The organism is Streptomyces sp. ID05-39B, assembly GCF_033794725.1.
Lineage (GTDB): Bacteria > Actinomycetota > Actinomycetes > Streptomycetales > Streptomycetaceae > Streptomyces > Streptomyces bobili.
Genome location: NZ_JARGEF010000020.1, coordinates 22,442 through 39,220, shown reverse-complemented (window position 1 = coordinate 39,220; position 16,779 = coordinate 22,442). Strand labels below are relative to the sequence as shown.

Below are 16,779 nucleotides of genomic sequence, written 5' to 3'. Positions count from 1 at the left end.
CCGTCACTCACACAGGAGTTCCCCCTTGGCCCTGACCGGTCTGCCTCCCGACACCGATACGGACATAGCCCGGGTCACCGAGGCACTCGCCATGATCACTCCACGCTGGAACGTGCGGATCCTGCTCGCCCTGAACGGGCAGTCGCTGCGCTACAGCGAACTCGCGGCCAAGGTGTCCTGGCTACGCGACGGCCAGCTGCACCCCAAGGTGCGGCAGCTGTGCGAGGCCGGTCTCGTCCAGCGAAACGAGCACACCCCGCGGCACGTCACCTATGGGCATACCGACCGTGCCACCGCGCTGCTGCCGGTCCTGCCGCTGATCGTCACCTGGGCCGAGCAGTACCTCGAACAACCGGACCAGCCGCTGACCGCGATCGAACAGATCGAGGACAGCCTCACGCTCCTGACCCGGCGGCACGCCGCCGCGATCCTGTGGGCGCTCAAGGTCCGTGGACAAGCCAGCGGCCGGGCTCTGGCCCAGACGGTCATTCCCGGCAGCGACTGGACCAACATCTACCCGCCGCTGCGGCAGCTTGTGGACGACGGTCTCATCACAACCGATGGGATCGGCCAGCCCTACCGCCTGTCCGCCGCCGGCGACGGTCTCGGGCCCGTCCTGGGCGCCCTGTCGGCATGGTCCGCCGGCCAGCCCCTCACCCAGGCCAGCCAGCACCCGGTCTGGGGGCAGACCAGCGCCGCACCGCAACAGCGGATGTGGCTCAGCAGCCAAGCGCGGACTGCCACTCCGGCGACCCCGCCCGCATCAACCAAGACCGATCGGACACCGCCGCCGGCCTGGCAACGCAACGCCCTGTTCTCCCACGCCACCCCGCCCCGCCCGCTGGCGGCATTGCCCACTGGAGCACCGCGCCGATGACCACTCTCACCCCAGCCGCCATCCGGCACGCCTGCACGGTGCTGTCCGCGCCCGGCCTGATCCGCCTTGTCACCGAGATCGACGACAACGGCCCCATCCCGCCGCGCAGCCTGACCCGCACCCTCCCCGACCTGCCAGTCCCTCAGCTGCGGCATTCCGTCGAACAAGCCCGCGCTCTCCGGCTGGTCCACAACCGGCCTGGTGCCGGGCTCACCCTGACACCGTCCGGATCCGGCCTGGCCGACGTCTACGACGCGATGGCCCGCTGGGCGCGCCACCACGGCCTTCCGGCTCCGGTCTGCGACTTCACCAGCCGCGTCCAGCACGCCCTCTCGCTCTACGCCGTGCCTACCGCTCTCACTTCGCAGGAGGGGCGGGAAGGCGCTCCGGTTATCGAGACCGGTGAGAAGCATGCCAGCCCGGGCGGCGACCTTCTTACCCAGTGGCTGCACGAGAACCCGCAGCTTGTCCAGGGCGCCGAGCCCGTGCTGGCCGCTTGAGGGCTGGCAGAGCCCGGCACGCCGACCACCCTTCCTTGTTCCGCAGCGTCTACCTGCCCCGCTCGGCTGACGGTGCCGCGTTCGCGATGACCACCTATGGCATCCCGCTCATCGTGGTCGCGACGACAAGGTCGGCAACCCTGACGGGCGTCGCGTTCGCGCTGGAGTGGATGCCGCGCCTGGTGGCGTTCACGGTGGCCGGCTCCCTCGTCGACCGCCACGGCGTCTCCCGTATCTTCCGTACCGCGTGTGTCGGCAGAGCTCTTGCCGTCCTGCTGGCCGCGCTCCTGCTGGCGGCGCCTGACGTCGGGGTGCCGGCGGCGGTCACCGTGATGGCGCTCGCCCCGGTCAGCGGCTTCCTCACGGAGTGCAGTTACATCGCTGCGGAAACGGCTGGCGGCGAAGCGAGCCGGACAGCCGGATCACGGGCGCACCGGGTGCAGTCTGTCCTGCTGGGGATCGACCAGACCGCCATGCTGGCCGGCCCTCTCATTTCCGGCGTGCTGCTGAAGTACGGCGGACCGGCGCTCATGCTCAGCACGCTCGCCGCCCTCTCACTGCTCGCCGCCGCACTGCTTCCGCGCCGGACGACCGCGCCGAGCGGTTCCACCGCGAGCAGGAGTGGCGTGCGGGCCGGCTGGGGCACTCTGCGTGCCCTTCCGGCCCTGGCCTGGCTGGTGGGCGGCCTGCTCGTCTCCAATACGGCCATCGCCCTGTTGCAGGCGGCGATGCCGGTGATCGTGGTCACCGAGCTGGGCCGCTCCAGCGCCGACGCTGGACTCATCTGGTCCGCCGCCGCTGTCGCGTCCCTGCTCGCCATCGCACTCGCGCGCCGGGCGATCGACCGGTGGGGGCTGTGGCCGGTCGGCGCCACCGCAGCCGCCCTTGCCGCGGCAGCCACCCTCGCGGTCGCCAAGGCCGACACCTACCACGAATATGTCCTGCTGATCGCCGCGCTGATGGCCGGCGAAGGCGGCCTCACCGTCGTCCTGCGCACCCTGCGCTCCCACCTCATCCCGCCCGAGGTCTTCGGCAGCACCCTGAGCATGACCATCCTGCTGCTCCTGGTGCCCTTTCCCGCCGCCGGACTGCTCGTCGCGGTCGTCCCGCCCGCCCAGATCGGGCACGCCGTCACCGTCACCGCCCTCATGCAGGCCCTCGGCCTCTTAACCGCCTTCGCCCGGCTGCGCACCTTGCGCGCCACGCCCGCCTGAACCCCACCCCGAAAGGAACCGCTGCACGCATGCCCTCCACCGTGCAGGACGGACTGCCCGGCCTCGACTTCCTGTACCGGGACGGACCCACGATCACCGAACAGTTCCGCGCCTTTGACGCCCAGTACCCGTGGATCTACCGGTCTTTGGAACGGCTCGTTGAGGAACGTCTTGCCGCCGGAGCCAAGCGAGTCGGGATGAAGGCGCTGTTCGAGGCCCTGCGCTGGCGCCAGCCAGCAGGGGTCAAGGGCCTGAACAACAACTACACCGCCCTCTACGCGCGCAGGCTGCTCGCCGCTCACCCGGAGTGGGCGTCCGTGATCGAGGTCCGCCGCCGACGCAGCCCGTAAAGCCTCCCTCGGCCCCTTCATTCCCCGTTGATCTCTGAGGAGTTCGTACTTGTCCCACCGTCCTGTCGTCCTGGTCGTCGCCGCCGCCGACATGGAAGCCGAGGCGTACCGCGGCTACTGCCTCCAGTCCGTGGCCGCCGCCTACGACGTCGTCCTGATCACCGGTGAGGAGCCGTCGTGGGAGGTGACCTATCTCCGTGACTGCGTGGTGGTGCCCGACCCGGCCGACCCGGTACAGCTGTCGGCCGCCGGGCAGGCGCTGGCCGACCGCTACGACCTGGCAGGCGTGTTCACCTGGACCGAGTGGTACCTCGTCCCCGTCGCCCGCCTCGCGCGCTGGCTCGGCCTGCCCACCATCGCCCCCGAGGTCATGCAGGCGTGCCGCAACAAGGCCGTCTCGCGCAGCCTCTTCGCCCAGCACGGGGTCCCGTCGGCCGCCTCGGTGACGGTACGCACCGAGGCCGAGGCCGAGGCGGCGGCCGAGCGGATCGGCTACCCGGTCGTGCTGAAGCCAGCCGCGCACGCGGCCAGCATCGGCGTGATCCGCGCCGACACCCCCGGACAGCTCACGGCCGCGTACGCGTTCGCCAAGAAGGCCGCCGGTCTGGGGCAGGAGAGCACGAGCGTGCTGGTCGAGGAGTATCTCGACGGGCCGGAGGTGTCGGTGGAGTGCGTCACCTACCGGGGCAAGACCACCGTGGTCGCGGTGACCCGCAAGACGGTCAGCGAACCGCCGTACTTCGAGGAACTGGCCCACGTGGTGGACGCCGCCGATCCGCTGCTCGACGTGGTCGCCCCCGCAGCATGCGCCGCGATCCGCGCTCTGGGGATCACCGACGGTGTCAGCCATGTCGAGATGCGCCTGGTCGACGGCCAGCCGAGGCTGGTTGAGGTCAACGGCCGGATCGCCGGCGACATGATCGGCCACCTCGTGCACCTGGCGACCGGCATCGACCTGCCGCGCGCCGCCGCCGACATCGCCTGCGGCCGGGCACCCGATCTCACCCCCAACCGCTCCTCGGCCGCCGCGATCCAGCTGATCTACCCGGACGTCTCCGGCACCCTGCGCCGCGTCTACTTCGACGGCATCTGCCCGCGCTGGCTGGAACGCGTCCACTTCCAGCACCAGGCCGGAGACCCACTCCTCCTCCCGGCCGACGGCGGCACCATGTTCACCGCCCGCATCGGCTACCTGATCACCACCGCCCCCACCGCCGACCTCGCACGAGCACGCGCCGAACAGGCCGCCCGCCGCCTCCACATCGACATCGCACCCCTCGCGGGCGATGCGTCTGGCACCGGAGGTCGCGCCGCGTGAGCCGTCCCACCACCGCTGCCCGCCGCAGCCGGATGCTGCTGACCGGCTACTTCCTCGGCCTGGGCGTGGTGATGGCCATCTGGGGCGCCCGGATGCCCGCCGTCCAGCACGCCGCCCACCTCAGCACCGCCCAGCTGTCCTGGGTCCTGCTCGCCGCTGCCCTCGGCATGGTCGCCGGCCTGCGAACCGGTGGCCGTTTCGCCCGGCCAGAGCGGCTTCCCGTGCTTCTGATGGGCGGAGTTGTCGGCCTCGCCGGGGCTCTCGCCGTGCTGGGCCAGTGCCGCACCCTGGCCTCGCTGCTCGCGGCGGCGCTCGCCTTCGGCATCGCGCACGGCGTCCTGGACGTCGCCGCGAACTCCGCGGCGGTGCGCTGCCAGAACGCCTACGGTCGGCCCATCATGTCCTCCCTGCACGCCGCCTACTCCCTCGGCGCGCTCGGCGCCGCCACCCTTGCCGCAGCCACCGCCACGACCAGCCACCACACCCTCTTCCTCGTCACCGGCCTGACGCTGACCGCTGCTGTGCTCGCTGCCGGACCAAGCACCCTCGCCCTGCACGGCACTGATCAACCTCTGACGTCCAACAACGCCGGCTCAGGCGCTGCCCAGGCGACACTGGCGCCCACGAGGCTGTGGCTGCTGGGTGCACTGGCGGCCGCAAGTCTGCTGGGGGAGGGGGCGGCAGCCGACTGGGCCGCCGTGCACGCTCATTCCCTGGGCGCCACCACGGCCGTCGCAGCGAGCGCGTTCGCCCTCTACAGCGCGGCCATGGCCCTGGGACGGCTGAGCGGCGACCGGCTCACCGCCGTCTTCGGCGCCCCCACCGTGGTCCGTGCAGGCGCACTGCTCGCCGCCACCGGCCTGACGATCGGTGTCCTGGCCGACAGCGTGCCCGCGGGACTGGCCGGCTGGACGGTCTTCGGACTCGGCCTGTCCGGCACGGTCCCCTGCCTGATCACCGCTGCCGGGACCGGCGGACCGAAGGCCGTGGCCACGGTCTCCGTCACCGGCTACCTCGGCCTGCTGGCCGGCCCCGCACTCATCGGTGCCCTCGCCAGCACCACCACCTTGCCCGCGGCCCTGCTGCTGCCCGCCCTCCTGGCAGCCGCCATCGCCTTCCTCGCCCACCGTGCCCTGGAGAACACCACCTCTTGACCCGCCACACCGGCCTCGACGCCGTGATCCTCGACTACAACGGCGTCATCGGCCTGCAGCCCACCCGCAGCCAGTGGCTCCGCCTCGCTCGCACCGCGTCCTGGCCCGACGACGACCTCACCGGATTCCAGCGCGCCTTCTGGAGTGCCCGCGAACCCTACGACGCCGGCCAGCTCAGCGACATGGCGTACTGGGCCCGCGTCCTCGGCTCCCACCCCGGCCCCCGGCTCCTGCGCGAACTCCTCACCGCGGACACCGACATGTGGACCGGAACGGACGAGCACGTCCTGGCCGTCCTTCGCCGCGTCCACCGGACGGGACTGCCGATGGTGCTCCTGTCCAACGCACCCCGCCACCTCAGCGACGTGCTCGACACCCACGACTGGCAGCAGCTGATGACCCAGGCCCTGTACTCGGCCCGGCTGGAGGCGTGCAAGCCCGACCCGTCCGCCTACCACCATGCCCTCGCGGCCACCGGCGCCCGCAACCCGGAGCGCGTGTTGTTCGTAGACGACCGCGCCGACAACTGCCAGGCCGCTCGCAGCCTGGGGCTGACCGCGTTGCACTACACCGGCCGGCCCGCCGTCCTTGAAGCGGCACTGCTCCCCACGGCGTGAACCGCCCCCACCTCACCGTCCCAGGATCCTGTGCTACCTCACGACGACACCATCGACGGGGACGTCTACGTCTCCCCGCGCTACCTTGCCCGCGCCACCGCGATCGGCAATCCCGGCCTCGACCCGCTGCGCAACCTCGGCTGGGAACTCCGCCACGACGATCTGGGCAACGCCTACCTGACCGCGCCCGACAACAAGGTCCGCCTCGGCTACCTCCCCGAGGGCGAGGACGACGGCCTGTGGCGCATCAACGCCTACAAAGACCCCTTCGGCCCGCCCGTCTGGGGCGTGTGCTTCAACGACTCCTGCCCGACGGAGTTCGTCACCGCCTTCACCACCACGCTCGCGGAGGCGTATCAGCAGGGGCCGGACAGCTACCTGGCCAGACCCCTCTCCGGGAACAAGGACCATGACCCCTTCCTCGCGGTCGCACCACTGATCAACCGGGGCTGGCTCATAGACCGGCCCCGCTGGGGCGTCTTCGCCGTCCAGTCACCCGACAAGCTGGCCGGGCTTGAATACACCACCGGCGACCTCGACCCGGAAACCGAGCTGACTACCCGGGAGGCACGCTGGCAGCTGTGGGCCGGCACCTCTATCGACCGGCCTTACTGGTACGCCACCGCCAGCACCGACACCCCCGTCGCCCTGCTCAAGGCCGTCACCGAGTGCATCTCCGACCCGGCGCCGCTGCCCCGCTGGCGCGAGGTCACCTACAGCTACGTCAAGAGCAAGGCCCAGGTCACCTCCATCGTCCCGCCGAGCCCGCTGGCTCCGACCCCGCTCGACGTCCAGCGTGCCATCGCCCGCCGCCCGACCGCCCGGCCCGCTGCCAGCGTCCCGCGCTGGAGCACCACCAGCCGCCCCGTGCTGGCCGGGCCACGCCGCTGACGTCACCGGGAGACCCACATGGCCATGCACGCCCGCGAGTTCTTCGCCCAACTCGACTTGCCCTTCGCTGACAGCGCCGTTGTCGGCGACACCTACTACGCCACCCCCGTGTCCGGGGGCCCGCTGCGGCTGCGGATCGACTTCAGTCCCACCCAGTGGGCCAACGAGTACGTCGGCCTCCGCCTTGCCACCCTCCACCAGGACCGCGGGCAACTCGACGTCACCGTCCTGCGGTTCGCCGATCACAAGACCTTCGATCACCGCGACTCCACGCGCGGCGTTCAGCCGCACAACTCGGGCTACGGCACATTCAAGGAGTTCAAGGACCGCCCCGACTGGGTGCCATGGGAAGGTGCCCACACCAACGGCCTGCGCGATGCGATCGAGCAGTACAGCGCTGTGTGGTTCCCCGGTACGTGGCCGGCACCCGCCCTCAGCCGTGCCGCGGGCCGGACGGCGCGGCCGGTCCCGTCGCCGGCGGCTCAACGCAGCGCCGCGAGGGCCCGCTGACCACGAAAATCCCACAGACAGGATCCCTTTCTGTTGCCCGACCCCTTCGAAGACCTCGACCGTGATCAGACGGTGCGCGTTCTGCCCCGCCACCTGGCGGGTCCCGGCTCGGTCGACTTCCGAGCCATCTGGCCCTTCCCCGTCGACGACGACTGGTCCCTGCATCAGCCTTCAAAGGAGGAAGGGGCGGTCGCGTGCAGTCCGTGCCTTCGGCTCCGTACCGGCTACGTTCTCGACCCCAACAGGCGGGGCCACATGCAGTGGATCACCGCCGCACACCGCGACCCCTTCGGCCCGGCCACCTGGCAGATCACCTCTGACGCCACCACGCCGGTCGAGCTGCTCGGCGACGTGCACAGCGAACTACTCGACCTGTACCTCGAAGACCGACACAGCGACAAAGATCATCTGTTCCAGTCCCAGACGTCAGCGCAGGAGGCGTACGTCCCGCTGCTCGCCCACGGCTGGAGGCACACGATCAAGACCGACGGCACCCAGACCTTCCTCGCCCCAGACGCCCTGAGCGGGATGCAGCACCAGTACGACAGGACCCCCAGCTCCGACCTCGCGCCGTCCTGGCGGATCTGGGGCGGCCAGCCGGCCAACCCCGACTGGCGCGTGCAGTTCTCACCAACAACCCCCGTCGCGCTGGTCGCCGCGTTCACCGCTTCCCTGCTTTCCACCGAACCGGTATAGCGCACCGTGAAGGACATCCCTTTCTTCACGCGCCACTACGTCTCCATAGCGACCACAACGGCCAAGCAGAACAAGCTGTTTCCCCCGGTCGCTACGTCGCCTCCAAGAGCGGCCATGAGCCGAACCCGCTAACGCCAGTACCCGCCACCAAGGACCTCTTCGTGCACCCCCGTACCGTCCGCTCCACTGCCATCGCCGCCGCGGTGGTCGGCACCCTTACCTGGGCACCGGCAGCGACCGCACAGCCCTCCCAGCCGACGCCCTCCAGCACCACCCTCACCGAGACTCCGGCACCCGATGCCGGAAGTGTCACGCTCACCACGAAGGACCCGGCCGGAGACGTTGTCCAAGGCGCCACATATCTGCTTCTCGACGCCACCGGCCAGGAGGCCGGGCACGGCACAACCGACGCACAGGGAACGCTGACCTTCCTGGGCCTCGCCCCGGGCGTCTACCGGCTGAAGGAGACCGCCGCCGGCAGCCCCCTCTACGACGTCGTCGCCGACCAGGACGTGATCGTCACACCCGGTGGCACCACTCGCCTGGCCATCGTCGCCCCGTTCAAGTCCGGCCACGTCCTGCTCCAGGCCAAGGACGACAAGACCGGCAAGCTCCTGCCCGGCGCCACCGTGAACATCGGCAGCGGCGATACGACCCTGCTCACCCTCACCACCGGGCCCAAGGGAACGGTCACCGGTGACCTGCCGGTGAGCACCCGGAAGGCCGAGTTCTGGATCAAGGAGACCGAGGCTCCCGCCGGATACGACCTCGACACGCGCACCAAGCCCTTCACCGCAGGCCCAGGCGACCCGGTCACCATAACCGTCACCAACTCGAAGCGCTCGTCCTCGCCGAATCCCACACCGACCAAGAAGCCCGCCCACATCCCCTCCACACCAGGGGACAAGCCGACCAGCGGAACCTCCGGCGGATCTGGGCCCAGCCCGGCCACCTCTGGCACACCCGACGCCGCCCCTTCGGCCGCCCCGGTGCAGGACGAGACCGATGATGCATCGCCCACGGCCCCGGTCGGCTCCCTGGCCCACACCGGCGCCGACGCCAGCCCGTACCTCCTGGGCGGCGCTGGACTCCTTCTCCTCGGCGGCACCACCACCGTCATTGCCGCTCGGCGGCGAGCCAGGACCGACAGTGAGGACACCCCTGGCGCCAACTGACCCAATCTGAGCACAGCGCCCAATTGCCCCCCGGATCCTCGCGGACCGGGGGCTCTCGGCTGTTCAGCCCATCTGTGGGCGGCGGCCTTCACCCAGGCATCTCGGAACACCGGAGACCGACACGTTACCGACCCTGTCGATAACTCCGGGCCGGGTCAGGCTCGCCGAACGAGTGCCGGCGGCGCTAGGAGGTCCGGCTGTCGTCGGCATTCGCGTCTCGCGATGTTGAGCGGAGAGCGCGTTTTACGTCGCGCCAAGCTGACAGGAGGTCTGGGAGCTGACGCAGAAGAGACGCTGCGAGAGTGATCAAGAGGCCCAGGAAGCCGAAAAGTTCCAGGGCGCCACTGGTGACGACGTGTGCCATGCCGCAGAGCATGGGTCTGGCCTCTGACCAGGGCAAACGGCCCTCAAGTGGGTTTATTGTTCTGTTTTTGGGCATGCCGAAGAGATTAAAACGCAGCCTCCGCAGGCTCCTTAGTGGCTGGGTGGAGCCCGTGAGCTGCGCTTATCGAATTCAGCGACAGCCATGGGTGTATTCCAGCAAACGACGGCGGGAAATTCATAAATTCCAGCAAACTGGCCAGCAACTTGACTGAAAGTGTGCGGCGCTGGCGGGAAGTCTGCTCTTGACGCGAGGCAGCAGGAAGCTGAGAGAGGCGGCGGCCCTGTCGACCTCTGCTGTCACGTATGAGCGACGCGACGAGATCTCACGCACGGCTCGCGGTCCCGGCCGTGGTGCCGTAGACCGGGTGCATGGTGCTGCAACCGCCGGTTGAACCGATGCTGGCGCAGGCCCGTGACCAGCTGCCACCGCCCAGCGCGCTTCCCGGCGAGCCGGTATTCCAGCCGAAATGGGATGGCTTCAGAGCCCTCGTGTTCACCCCCTGCCCGGCCCCCGGACCCGTGCTCATCCAGTCCCGGCGCGGGGCGCTGATCCAGGCCCGGTTCCCCGACCTAGTGCACGCCGCCGCCCGGCTGCCCGACGGGCTGGTCCTCGACGGCGAACTGTTGGTGTGGGCCGGTGAGCATCTGTCGTTCGAGGCCCTGCAACGGCGCGCGGCGTCCCAGCGGCGGACCGCCGCCCGGCTTGCTGAGCAGATGCCGGCCCACTTCGTTGTGTTCGATGCCCTCCAGATCGACGGTCATGAGCTGTTGCGGACGCCGTACCGCGAACGCCGGGCGCGATTGGAGACGGTCTTCGCTGAACACCACCTGGTCGACCCGTGGACGCTTTGCCCGGAGACCGGTGATGTGGCTATGGCCCAGGAATGGCTGATGTCCTGGACGGAGGTGCCCGGCCTTGAGGGACTAATCATCCGGGGAAGCCAGCAGCACTACCTACCCGGGGCCCGCGCACTCATCAAGATCCGCAGACGGGACACCACCGAGGGCATCATCGGCGCGATCACCGGCACGCTGCGCCGCCCGCGGAGCCTTGTGCTGGGCCGATACGATCGGGACGGGATCCTGCGGGCCGTCGCCCGCAGCACACAGCTGCAGCCCGGCCAACTCCGGCATCTAGCCGATCATCTCATCGCGGCCAAGAGGGGGCACCCGTGGGAGGGCGTCCGGTTCACCACGACATGGGGTTCCCGTACCCCGCTGGACGTCGTCCTGGTCGAGCCTGAGCTGGTCGCCGAGATATACGTGGACACCGCCCAGGATCGAGGGGTCTGGAGGCATCCCGCGCGGTACGTGCGACTTCGCGAGGACATGACGCCTGGGGACGTTGCCGCTTTCGGGCATGGAGCTGTGCCAACCGCTGGGTGACGGCCGCGGATAAGCCTGAGCCATCCTCGGCAGCCTCGACGGCTTGACAGGCCCGGCAGGCGAGCTGGGCGTTGGGCCCGTAGCGTCGCGTCAACCCCTGGCAGCGCGCACAGTAGTCGACCTGATTGGGACACAGTCCAGCAGAACAGCGGTGGCGGTCCGGTCTGTTGAAGGGGCGATGCGCTGTGGCATCTCGTCCATGTGTCCGAATGTACGTCCGGTCACCTTGGAGGGGCAGCTCGCTCGTCGACCGGGAAGCTCAAGCCAGGTCTATGCCCAGCTCGGTGTCAGGGCGGCAGAACTGGCACGGCTCGATGTTCGGGTCGGCGAGGGCAGCCCGCGCCTCATCTGGCCTGATCCGGTGCGGCGTGCCTTCGATCATCGAGCAGTCGGCGAGGTGGATGAAGGTGGGTTCGGGTCCATGCGGCGTCCGCTTCTGCTGGACCACGTAGCCCGACTTCGCCGACGGCTGGGCGAAGCCTGTGAGCCGGCCGCCATCCTTCACGTTGCCCCTCGGTCGTTCCGGCTGGGCCGGAGCTTCGGCGCGAGACAGGGCCATCTTGACCTTGTCTCGCTGGAGGCGCAGGAAAATGGCGATGGTCTCGGTTTTGGCGAGCTGCCCGTCCAAGTACGCCAGGATCTCCCGGAGCCGGGGTGGGTCAGGAGGTAGTTCGGACATTGCGTGCACCGTGCAGCGCTGCCCATGCCGCCGACCATCGACCCTGCCAGTGCGGGTGGAACAGCACCTCCGAAGACAGGTGGATCAGTTGTCTCCGGACCGCGGTGTGCGGTTGTGCCGCGAGCCGCCCGTAGGTGGCCCACCACACCTCTTGTGCGCGAGCGAGGTCGTCGGGGATTGCACTCATGGCCAGATTCAAGCACGTGTTCGATTTTATGTGCCACGTGGTCTTGGCAGGGCCCGAGTATGCGGGTCCCATCGGCAACGTGATTCCGAGCGCTTCCCGGGACTGCCCCACGGCACGACCAGCGCGGCGACGAAGGGAAGGCCGGCCAGGAGAAAGAAGAGCGGTCCGTAGCCGCCCAGGGGTGTGGCGAGGGCGGCGCCTGCGAACGGCGCAAGGGCTGCGGCGGTGGTGGCTGGTGCTGCGAGGAGTCCGGAGAGTCGGCCGTAGTGCGCGGCGCCCCAGCGGTCGGTGATGGCGGTGGCCTGGAGAAGGGTGAGGTTGCCGCGGACCATGCCGGCAACGATCGACACGGCGATGAGCAGGACGTACGGGCCGGGGGTGGCGGCGAAGGCGGCGGTGGTGCTGCCCCCGAGGGCGATGAGGATCGTTGTGCGGGCCGTTGCGGTGGTGCGGCGTGCAAGGGCTGCGTACAGGGTGCGGCCGAGGGTCTGTCCGGCGCCGCCGATGCCGAGGGCCCAGGCGGCCTGGCTGGTGGTGTACCCGCGTTCCAACAGGAGCGGGACGAGGGCGACGACGACGGCGTACATCGCGAAGCTGGACAAGGTGAAGGCGGCGGCGAGCAGGAGGAACGGTCGGCTGCGCCCGACCTCGGCGGCGCCTGCGGCCGCGTGTGCAGGGGCGGTTGGGGCCTCGGGCCAGGGTGCGCGTAGGGCCAGGGCGTGGGCGGGGATCGTGACGGTGGCGAGGATGGCGGCGAGCACGAGGTAGGTGTGGCGCCAGGACAAGTGCTCGGCCAGCAGAGCTGTCAGGGGTGCGAAGACGGTGGACGCGAGGCCGCCCGCGAGGGTGACGATCGTCAGGGCCCTCACATGGTCGGGGGCCCACCAGCGGGTGAGGGCGGCGAAAGCCGGCTGGTAGAAGGTGGATGCCATCGTAAGCCCGGCCAACATCCAACCGGAGAAGAACAGCAGCAGGTTGGGGGATGCGGCCACGGTCAGCAGGCTGACGACGCCGAGCACGGAACCGGCGGTCATGACAGCGCGCGGGCCATGCCGGTCGAGGATGCGCCCCACGCGGATCCCGGCGAGGGCGGAGACGACGAGACCGAGCGAGAACGCCGCAGTGGTCGCCCCGGCCGGCCACCCCGTCGCGGCGGTGATCTGCGGATTGAGGACGGGGAAGGCGTAGTAGACGATGCCCCAGCTCACGATCTGCGTGGCGCAGAGGGCGGGCAGGGCGGCGCGGGGCCGCGACCGGTCCCCTGTTCCGGTCGCGGCCCCGCCGCCTCGGGTACTGAGGTTGGTCACGAGCCGCAGCAGCCGCTTGCCGGGGCCTGCTCGGCAGCCGCCCCGACCGTGACGGGGGCGCCGAGCTGGACGAGCTGCGGCGCGGGCGCGCAGCAGCCGCCGCCGTCGCCTTCCTGGGCGTCAGGGGCGTCGAATAGGCCGGCGCCGCCGCATACTCCGGTCTCGGGCAGGGTGAGTTCCACGCGGTCGGCCGCGTCGAGGTCGCCGGCGATCGCCGCGGCGACGGAGCGGACCTGCTCGTAGCCGGTCATCGCGAGGAACGTCGGGGCGCGGCCGTAGGACTTCATCCCGACCAGGTACACACCCTGCTCGGGGTGGGAGAGCTCGCGGTGGCCGTGCGGGTAAACGGTGCCGCAGGAGTGCTGGTTGGGGTCGATCAGCGGAGCCAGGGCGACGGGTGCCTGGAGGCGCTCGTCGAGGCCCAGGCGCAGCTCGTCCAGGAAGGACAGGTCGGGGCGGAAGCCGGTCAGCACGATCACTTCGTCGACCGGGTCCAGGCGGCGGCCGTCCTCGCCGACCAGGATCAGGCGGCCGTCGGTGTCGCGTTCGATCGCCTCGGTGCGGAAGCCGGTGACCGCGTCCGCGTGTCCCCCGTCGACGGCGGCCTTGGCCGCCAGGCCCAGGGCCCCGCGTGCGGGGAGCTGGTCGGCTTCGCCGCCGCCGAAGGTGGAGCCGGAGATGCCGCGGCGCAGGATCCACACGCCCTTGGTTCCCGAGCCGTCGTCGGACTTGGCGAGGTCGGCGAGGTAGGCGAGTGCGGTGAAGGCTGAGGCGCCGGAGCCGATGACGGCGGTGCGCTTGCCCGCGTACCGGGCGCGGACGGCGGGGTCCTTGAGGTCCGGGACGCGGTAGGTGATCCGGTCCGCGGCGGCCTTCTCACCGAGCGCGGGCAGTCCGCTGCCGCCGGCCGGGCTGGGCGTGGTCCAGGTGCCGGAGGCGTCGATGACGGCGCGGGCGAAGAGGCGCTCCTCACGGCCGTCGGCGTGGGCGACGTGCACGACGAACGGCTGCTGTTCGCGGTCGGCGTCGACGATGCGGTCCCGGCCGGTGCGGGAGACGCCGGTGACGCGTGCGCCGGTGCGGACGCGATCGTCGAGTACGTCGGCGAGCGGCTGCAGGTAGAGGTCGGCCCAGTCGCCGCCGGAGGGGTAGGTGGCCGGGTCGGGGCGGGTCCAGCCGGTGGGCGCCAGCAACTTCTCGGCGGCGGGGTCGACGACCTCGCCCCAGGTGGAGAACAGGCGCACATGCGACCACTCGCGCACCGCTGCGCCGGCCTTCTGGCGGACTTCCAGGACCAGGGGCTCGATGCCCTGGTCGAGAAGGTGGGCGGCGGCGGCCAGTCCGGCGGGGCCGGCCCCGATCACGACGACGGGCAGCTCAGTGGTGGCGGGCGCGTTCACGGCGACTCCTTGCGTGGTTCGACATCTGTCGATGGCTTGCGCGGCCCAGCATGACATCTGTATTGATGAGCGTCAACATAGACATCCGTCGAAACCAGGGGGGATTACTCATGGAGCACATCGACGTCGCCGTCATCGGCGGCGGCCAGTCCGGACTCGCCACCGCCCACGCACTCCTGAGGCGCGGGCTGCGGCCGGTGGTGTTCGAGGCGTCCGACCGTGCGGCCGGGTCGTGGCCGCACTACTACGACAGCCTCACGCTGTTCTCGCCCGCCCGGTACAGCTCCCTGCCCGGGATGCCATTCCCCGGCGCCGACCGCGACCGCTACCCGCACCGCGACGAAGTCGTCGCCTACCTCACCGCCTACGCCGACCGCCTGGACGCCGAGATCCGCACGGGTTGCCGCGTCACCGCTGTCCGCCGCACCAGCGACGGCTTCGCAGTGGAGCTGGAGGGCGGCGGCCGGCTGTCCGCGCGGGCCGTCGTGGCGGCCTCCGGGACGTTCGGACACCCGCACCGGCCCGCGCTGCCGGGCCTTCAGGAGTTCACCGGGCAGGTGCTGCACGCCGCGGACTACCGCAGTCCCGCCCCCTTCTCCAGCAGTCGGGTGGTCGTGGTCGGGGCCGGGAACTCCGCGGTGCAGATCGCCGTCGAGCTCGCCAAGACCGCCCGCGTCACGCTCGCCACCCGCGGACCGGTGAAGTTCGCCGCTCAGCGCGTCCTCGGCCGCGACCTGCACTTCTGGACGGCCCGTACCGGCCTGGACACCGCGCCCCTCGGCCGGTTCCTGGCGCGCCCGCCGGCGCAGCCGGTCCTTGATGATGGCCGTTACCGGGCCGCCCTGGCCGTTGGGCGGCCCACTCGCCGCCCGATGTTCACCACTGCCGACGGAACCAAGCTCGTATGGCCCGACGGGCAGCGGGAGGAGGTCGACGCGATCGTGTTCGCCACCGGCTACCGCCCAGACCTGCCCTACCTCACCGGCCTCGACGGCGCTCTCGACGCCGTAGGGAACCCACGGCACCGCGAGGGCCTCGCCACCGGCGTGCTGGGGCTGGCGTTCGTCGGGCTGGAATGGCAGCGCAGCCTGTCGTCGAACTCGCTGCGCGGCGTCGGTCGGGACGCGGAGCGCATCGCCCGACGCCTGGCCGCCCATCTCTCGCGCCGGTGACGGACCTACCCCCACTGGTTCGACATGTGTCAACATAGGCGCATGTCGAACGCCAAGGTGCTGCCGCTGCTCGAACCCGACGGTCAGGGCGTGGCGCCGTGCTGCCCCCCGCTGACCGAGCGCCCGATGACCGCCGAGGAGGCCGAGACGGCCGCGCGGATGTTCAAGGCGCTGGGCGACCCTGTCCGTCTGCGGCTGTTCTCCGCCGTGGCTTCGCACGAAGGCGGGGAAGCGTGCGTGTGCGACATCTCCGACGTCGGCGTCTCACAGCCCACCGTCTCCCACCACCTGAAGAAGCTGAAGGAGGCCGGGCTGCTCACCTCCGAGCGGCGCGGCACCTGGGTCTACTACCGGGTCGAGCCGTCGGTGCTCGCCGCGATGGGCAAACTGCTGACGCTGCCGGCCGCGGCCTGACGATCGAACAGTCACAGGGGGAACCGTGGTGAGTGGGGCGTTGAGCGCGGTGGTGGTGCCGCTGGCGGCGAAGCACGCCGAGCAGGTGCTGGCGATCTACCAAGCGGGCATCGATGAGGGCAACGCCACGTTCGAGACCGCCGCCCCGAGCTGGGAGGCGTTCGACGCCGCGAAGCTGCCCGGGCACCGCTTCGCCGCACTCGACGCGAACGGGGTGGTGCTGGGCTGGGTTGCCGCGAGCAAGGTCTCCGACCGCTGCGCGTACGAGGGCGTGGTGGAGCACTCCGTCTACGTCGACCCTGCCGCCCGTGGCCGCGGCATCGCCTCCGCCCTGCTCAAGGCGCTGATCGACTCCACCGAACGCGCGGGGATCTGGACGATCCAGTCCGGGATCTTGCCCGAGAACACCGCCAGCCTCGCCGTCCACCAGCGTGCCGGCTTCCGTGTCATCGGCACACGGGAGCGGATCGGGCGCCACCACGGCGTCTGGCGCGACGTCGTCCTCGTCGAGCGCCGCAGCCCAGCGATCGGCTGAACGCAGGCCGCTG

The 16,779-nt window shown here is 70.6% G+C and carries 17 protein-coding genes and 1 pseudogene; 15 read left to right on the top strand and 3 right to left on the bottom strand.

What is annotated here, in order from left to right; genetic code table 11:
- The first annotated feature begins 25 nt into the window (after window positions 1-25).
- From P1P75_RS07720 to P1P75_RS07665, 12 genes and pseudogenes are all read left to right on the top strand, one after another.
- Window positions 26-877 (top strand): winged helix-turn-helix transcriptional regulator, encoded by an 852-nt coding sequence (locus P1P75_RS07720; protein WP_319252838.1) that lies wholly within the window; start codon window positions 26-28, stop codon window positions 875-877.
- A complete protein-coding gene (locus P1P75_RS07715; protein WP_319252836.1) occupies window positions 874-1,377 on the top strand; it encodes a hypothetical protein in 504 nt (167 codons plus the stop codon). The genes P1P75_RS07720 and P1P75_RS07715 overlap by 4 nt, the downstream gene beginning before the upstream one ends.
- A gap of 86 nt (window positions 1,378-1,463) precedes the next feature.
- Window positions 1,464-2,591 carry an MFS transporter gene (locus P1P75_RS07710; protein WP_369076328.1) on the top strand — a complete coding sequence of 376 codons (1,128 nt, stop codon included), beginning with the start codon at window positions 1,464-1,466 and terminating at the stop codon, window positions 2,589-2,591.
- Window positions 2,592-2,620: 29 nt separating this feature from the next.
- The gene (locus tag P1P75_RS07705) at window positions 2,621-2,941 is read left to right on the top strand and encodes a hypothetical protein (RefSeq protein WP_319252833.1); all 321 of its coding nucleotides are present in this window, start codon (window positions 2,621-2,623) and stop codon (window positions 2,939-2,941) included.
- A gap of 91 nt (window positions 2,942-3,032) precedes the next feature.
- Complete coding sequence (locus tag P1P75_RS07700; protein ID WP_319252886.1) at window positions 3,033-4,259, top strand: ATP-grasp domain-containing protein; 1,227 nt, start codon at window positions 3,033-3,035, stop codon at window positions 4,257-4,259.
- Window positions 4,247-5,413 (top strand): annotated as a pseudogene (locus tag P1P75_RS07695) (MFS transporter); the annotation flags it as partial. The gene P1P75_RS07700 and the pseudogene P1P75_RS07695, both read left to right, overlap by 13 nt.
- On the top strand, window positions 5,410-6,030 hold the full coding sequence (locus tag P1P75_RS07690) for an HAD family phosphatase (protein ID WP_319252831.1): 621 nt from the start codon (window positions 5,410-5,412) through the stop codon (window positions 6,028-6,030). The pseudogene P1P75_RS07695 and the gene P1P75_RS07690, both read left to right, overlap by 4 nt.
- Window positions 6,031-6,060: 30 nt before the next feature.
- Entirely contained in the window at window positions 6,061-6,921 is an 861-nt protein-coding gene (locus tag P1P75_RS07685; protein WP_319252830.1) for a DUF317 domain-containing protein, read from the top strand.
- 18 nt (window positions 6,922-6,939) lie between these two features.
- Entirely contained in the window at window positions 6,940-7,431 is a 492-nt protein-coding gene (locus P1P75_RS07680) for a hypothetical protein (RefSeq protein ID WP_319252828.1), read from the top strand.
- 72 nt (window positions 7,432-7,503) lie between these two features.
- A complete protein-coding gene (locus P1P75_RS07675) occupies window positions 7,504-8,127 on the top strand; it encodes a DUF317 domain-containing protein (RefSeq protein WP_319252882.1) in 624 nt (207 codons plus the stop codon).
- A 161-nt stretch (window positions 8,128-8,288) separates the two neighbouring features.
- Window positions 8,289-9,302 carry a SpaA isopeptide-forming pilin-related protein gene (locus P1P75_RS07670; protein ID WP_319252826.1) on the top strand — a complete coding sequence of 338 codons (1,014 nt, stop codon included), beginning with the start codon at window positions 8,289-8,291 and terminating at the stop codon, window positions 9,300-9,302.
- A gap of 753 nt (window positions 9,303-10,055) precedes the next feature.
- The gene (locus P1P75_RS07665; RefSeq protein ID WP_319252824.1) at window positions 10,056-11,072 is read left to right on the top strand and encodes an ATP-dependent DNA ligase; all 1,017 of its coding nucleotides are present in this window, start codon (window positions 10,056-10,058) and stop codon (window positions 11,070-11,072) included.
- 259 nt (window positions 11,073-11,331) lie between these two features.
- On the opposite strand, the gene P1P75_RS07660 is transcribed toward P1P75_RS07665, so the two are convergent.
- The 3 genes from P1P75_RS07660 to P1P75_RS07650 all read right to left on the bottom strand — a co-directional run bounded on the left by P1P75_RS07660 (window position 11,332) and on the right by P1P75_RS07650 (window position 14,645).
- The gene (locus P1P75_RS07660) at window positions 11,332-11,700 is read right to left on the bottom strand and encodes a DUF6233 domain-containing protein (RefSeq protein ID WP_319252822.1); all 369 of its coding nucleotides are present in this window, start codon (window positions 11,698-11,700) and stop codon (window positions 11,332-11,334) included.
- 264 nt (window positions 11,701-11,964) lie between these two features.
- Window positions 11,965-13,245 (bottom strand): MFS transporter, encoded by a 1,281-nt coding sequence (locus P1P75_RS07655; RefSeq protein WP_319252820.1) that lies wholly within the window; start codon window positions 13,243-13,245, stop codon window positions 11,965-11,967.
- Window positions 13,242-14,645 (bottom strand): NAD(P)-binding domain-containing protein, encoded by a 1,404-nt coding sequence (locus P1P75_RS07650; protein ID WP_319252818.1) that lies wholly within the window; start codon window positions 14,643-14,645, stop codon window positions 13,242-13,244. The genes P1P75_RS07655 and P1P75_RS07650 overlap by 4 nt, the downstream gene beginning before the upstream one ends.
- Before the next feature lie 110 nt (window positions 14,646-14,755).
- Here P1P75_RS07650 and P1P75_RS07645 point away from each other — a divergent pair, with 110 nt between their 5' ends.
- The 3 genes from P1P75_RS07645 to P1P75_RS07635 are packed head-to-tail and all read left to right on the top strand — an operon-like array spanning window position 14,756 to window position 16,766.
- Window positions 14,756-15,817: an FAD-dependent oxidoreductase gene (locus P1P75_RS07645; RefSeq protein WP_319252816.1), complete on the top strand. Its 1,062-nt coding sequence runs from the start codon at window positions 14,756-14,758 to the stop codon at window positions 15,815-15,817.
- A 42-nt stretch (window positions 15,818-15,859) separates the two neighbouring features.
- Window positions 15,860-16,231 carry a metalloregulator ArsR/SmtB family transcription factor gene (locus P1P75_RS07640; RefSeq protein ID WP_319252814.1) on the top strand — a complete coding sequence of 124 codons (372 nt, stop codon included), beginning with the start codon at window positions 15,860-15,862 and terminating at the stop codon, window positions 16,229-16,231.
- Window positions 16,232-16,259: 28 nt separating this feature from the next.
- Window positions 16,260-16,766 carry a GNAT family N-acetyltransferase gene (locus tag P1P75_RS07635; RefSeq protein WP_319252812.1) on the top strand — a complete coding sequence of 169 codons (507 nt, stop codon included), beginning with the start codon at window positions 16,260-16,262 and terminating at the stop codon, window positions 16,764-16,766.
- Window positions 16,767-16,779: the final 13 nt, after the last annotated feature.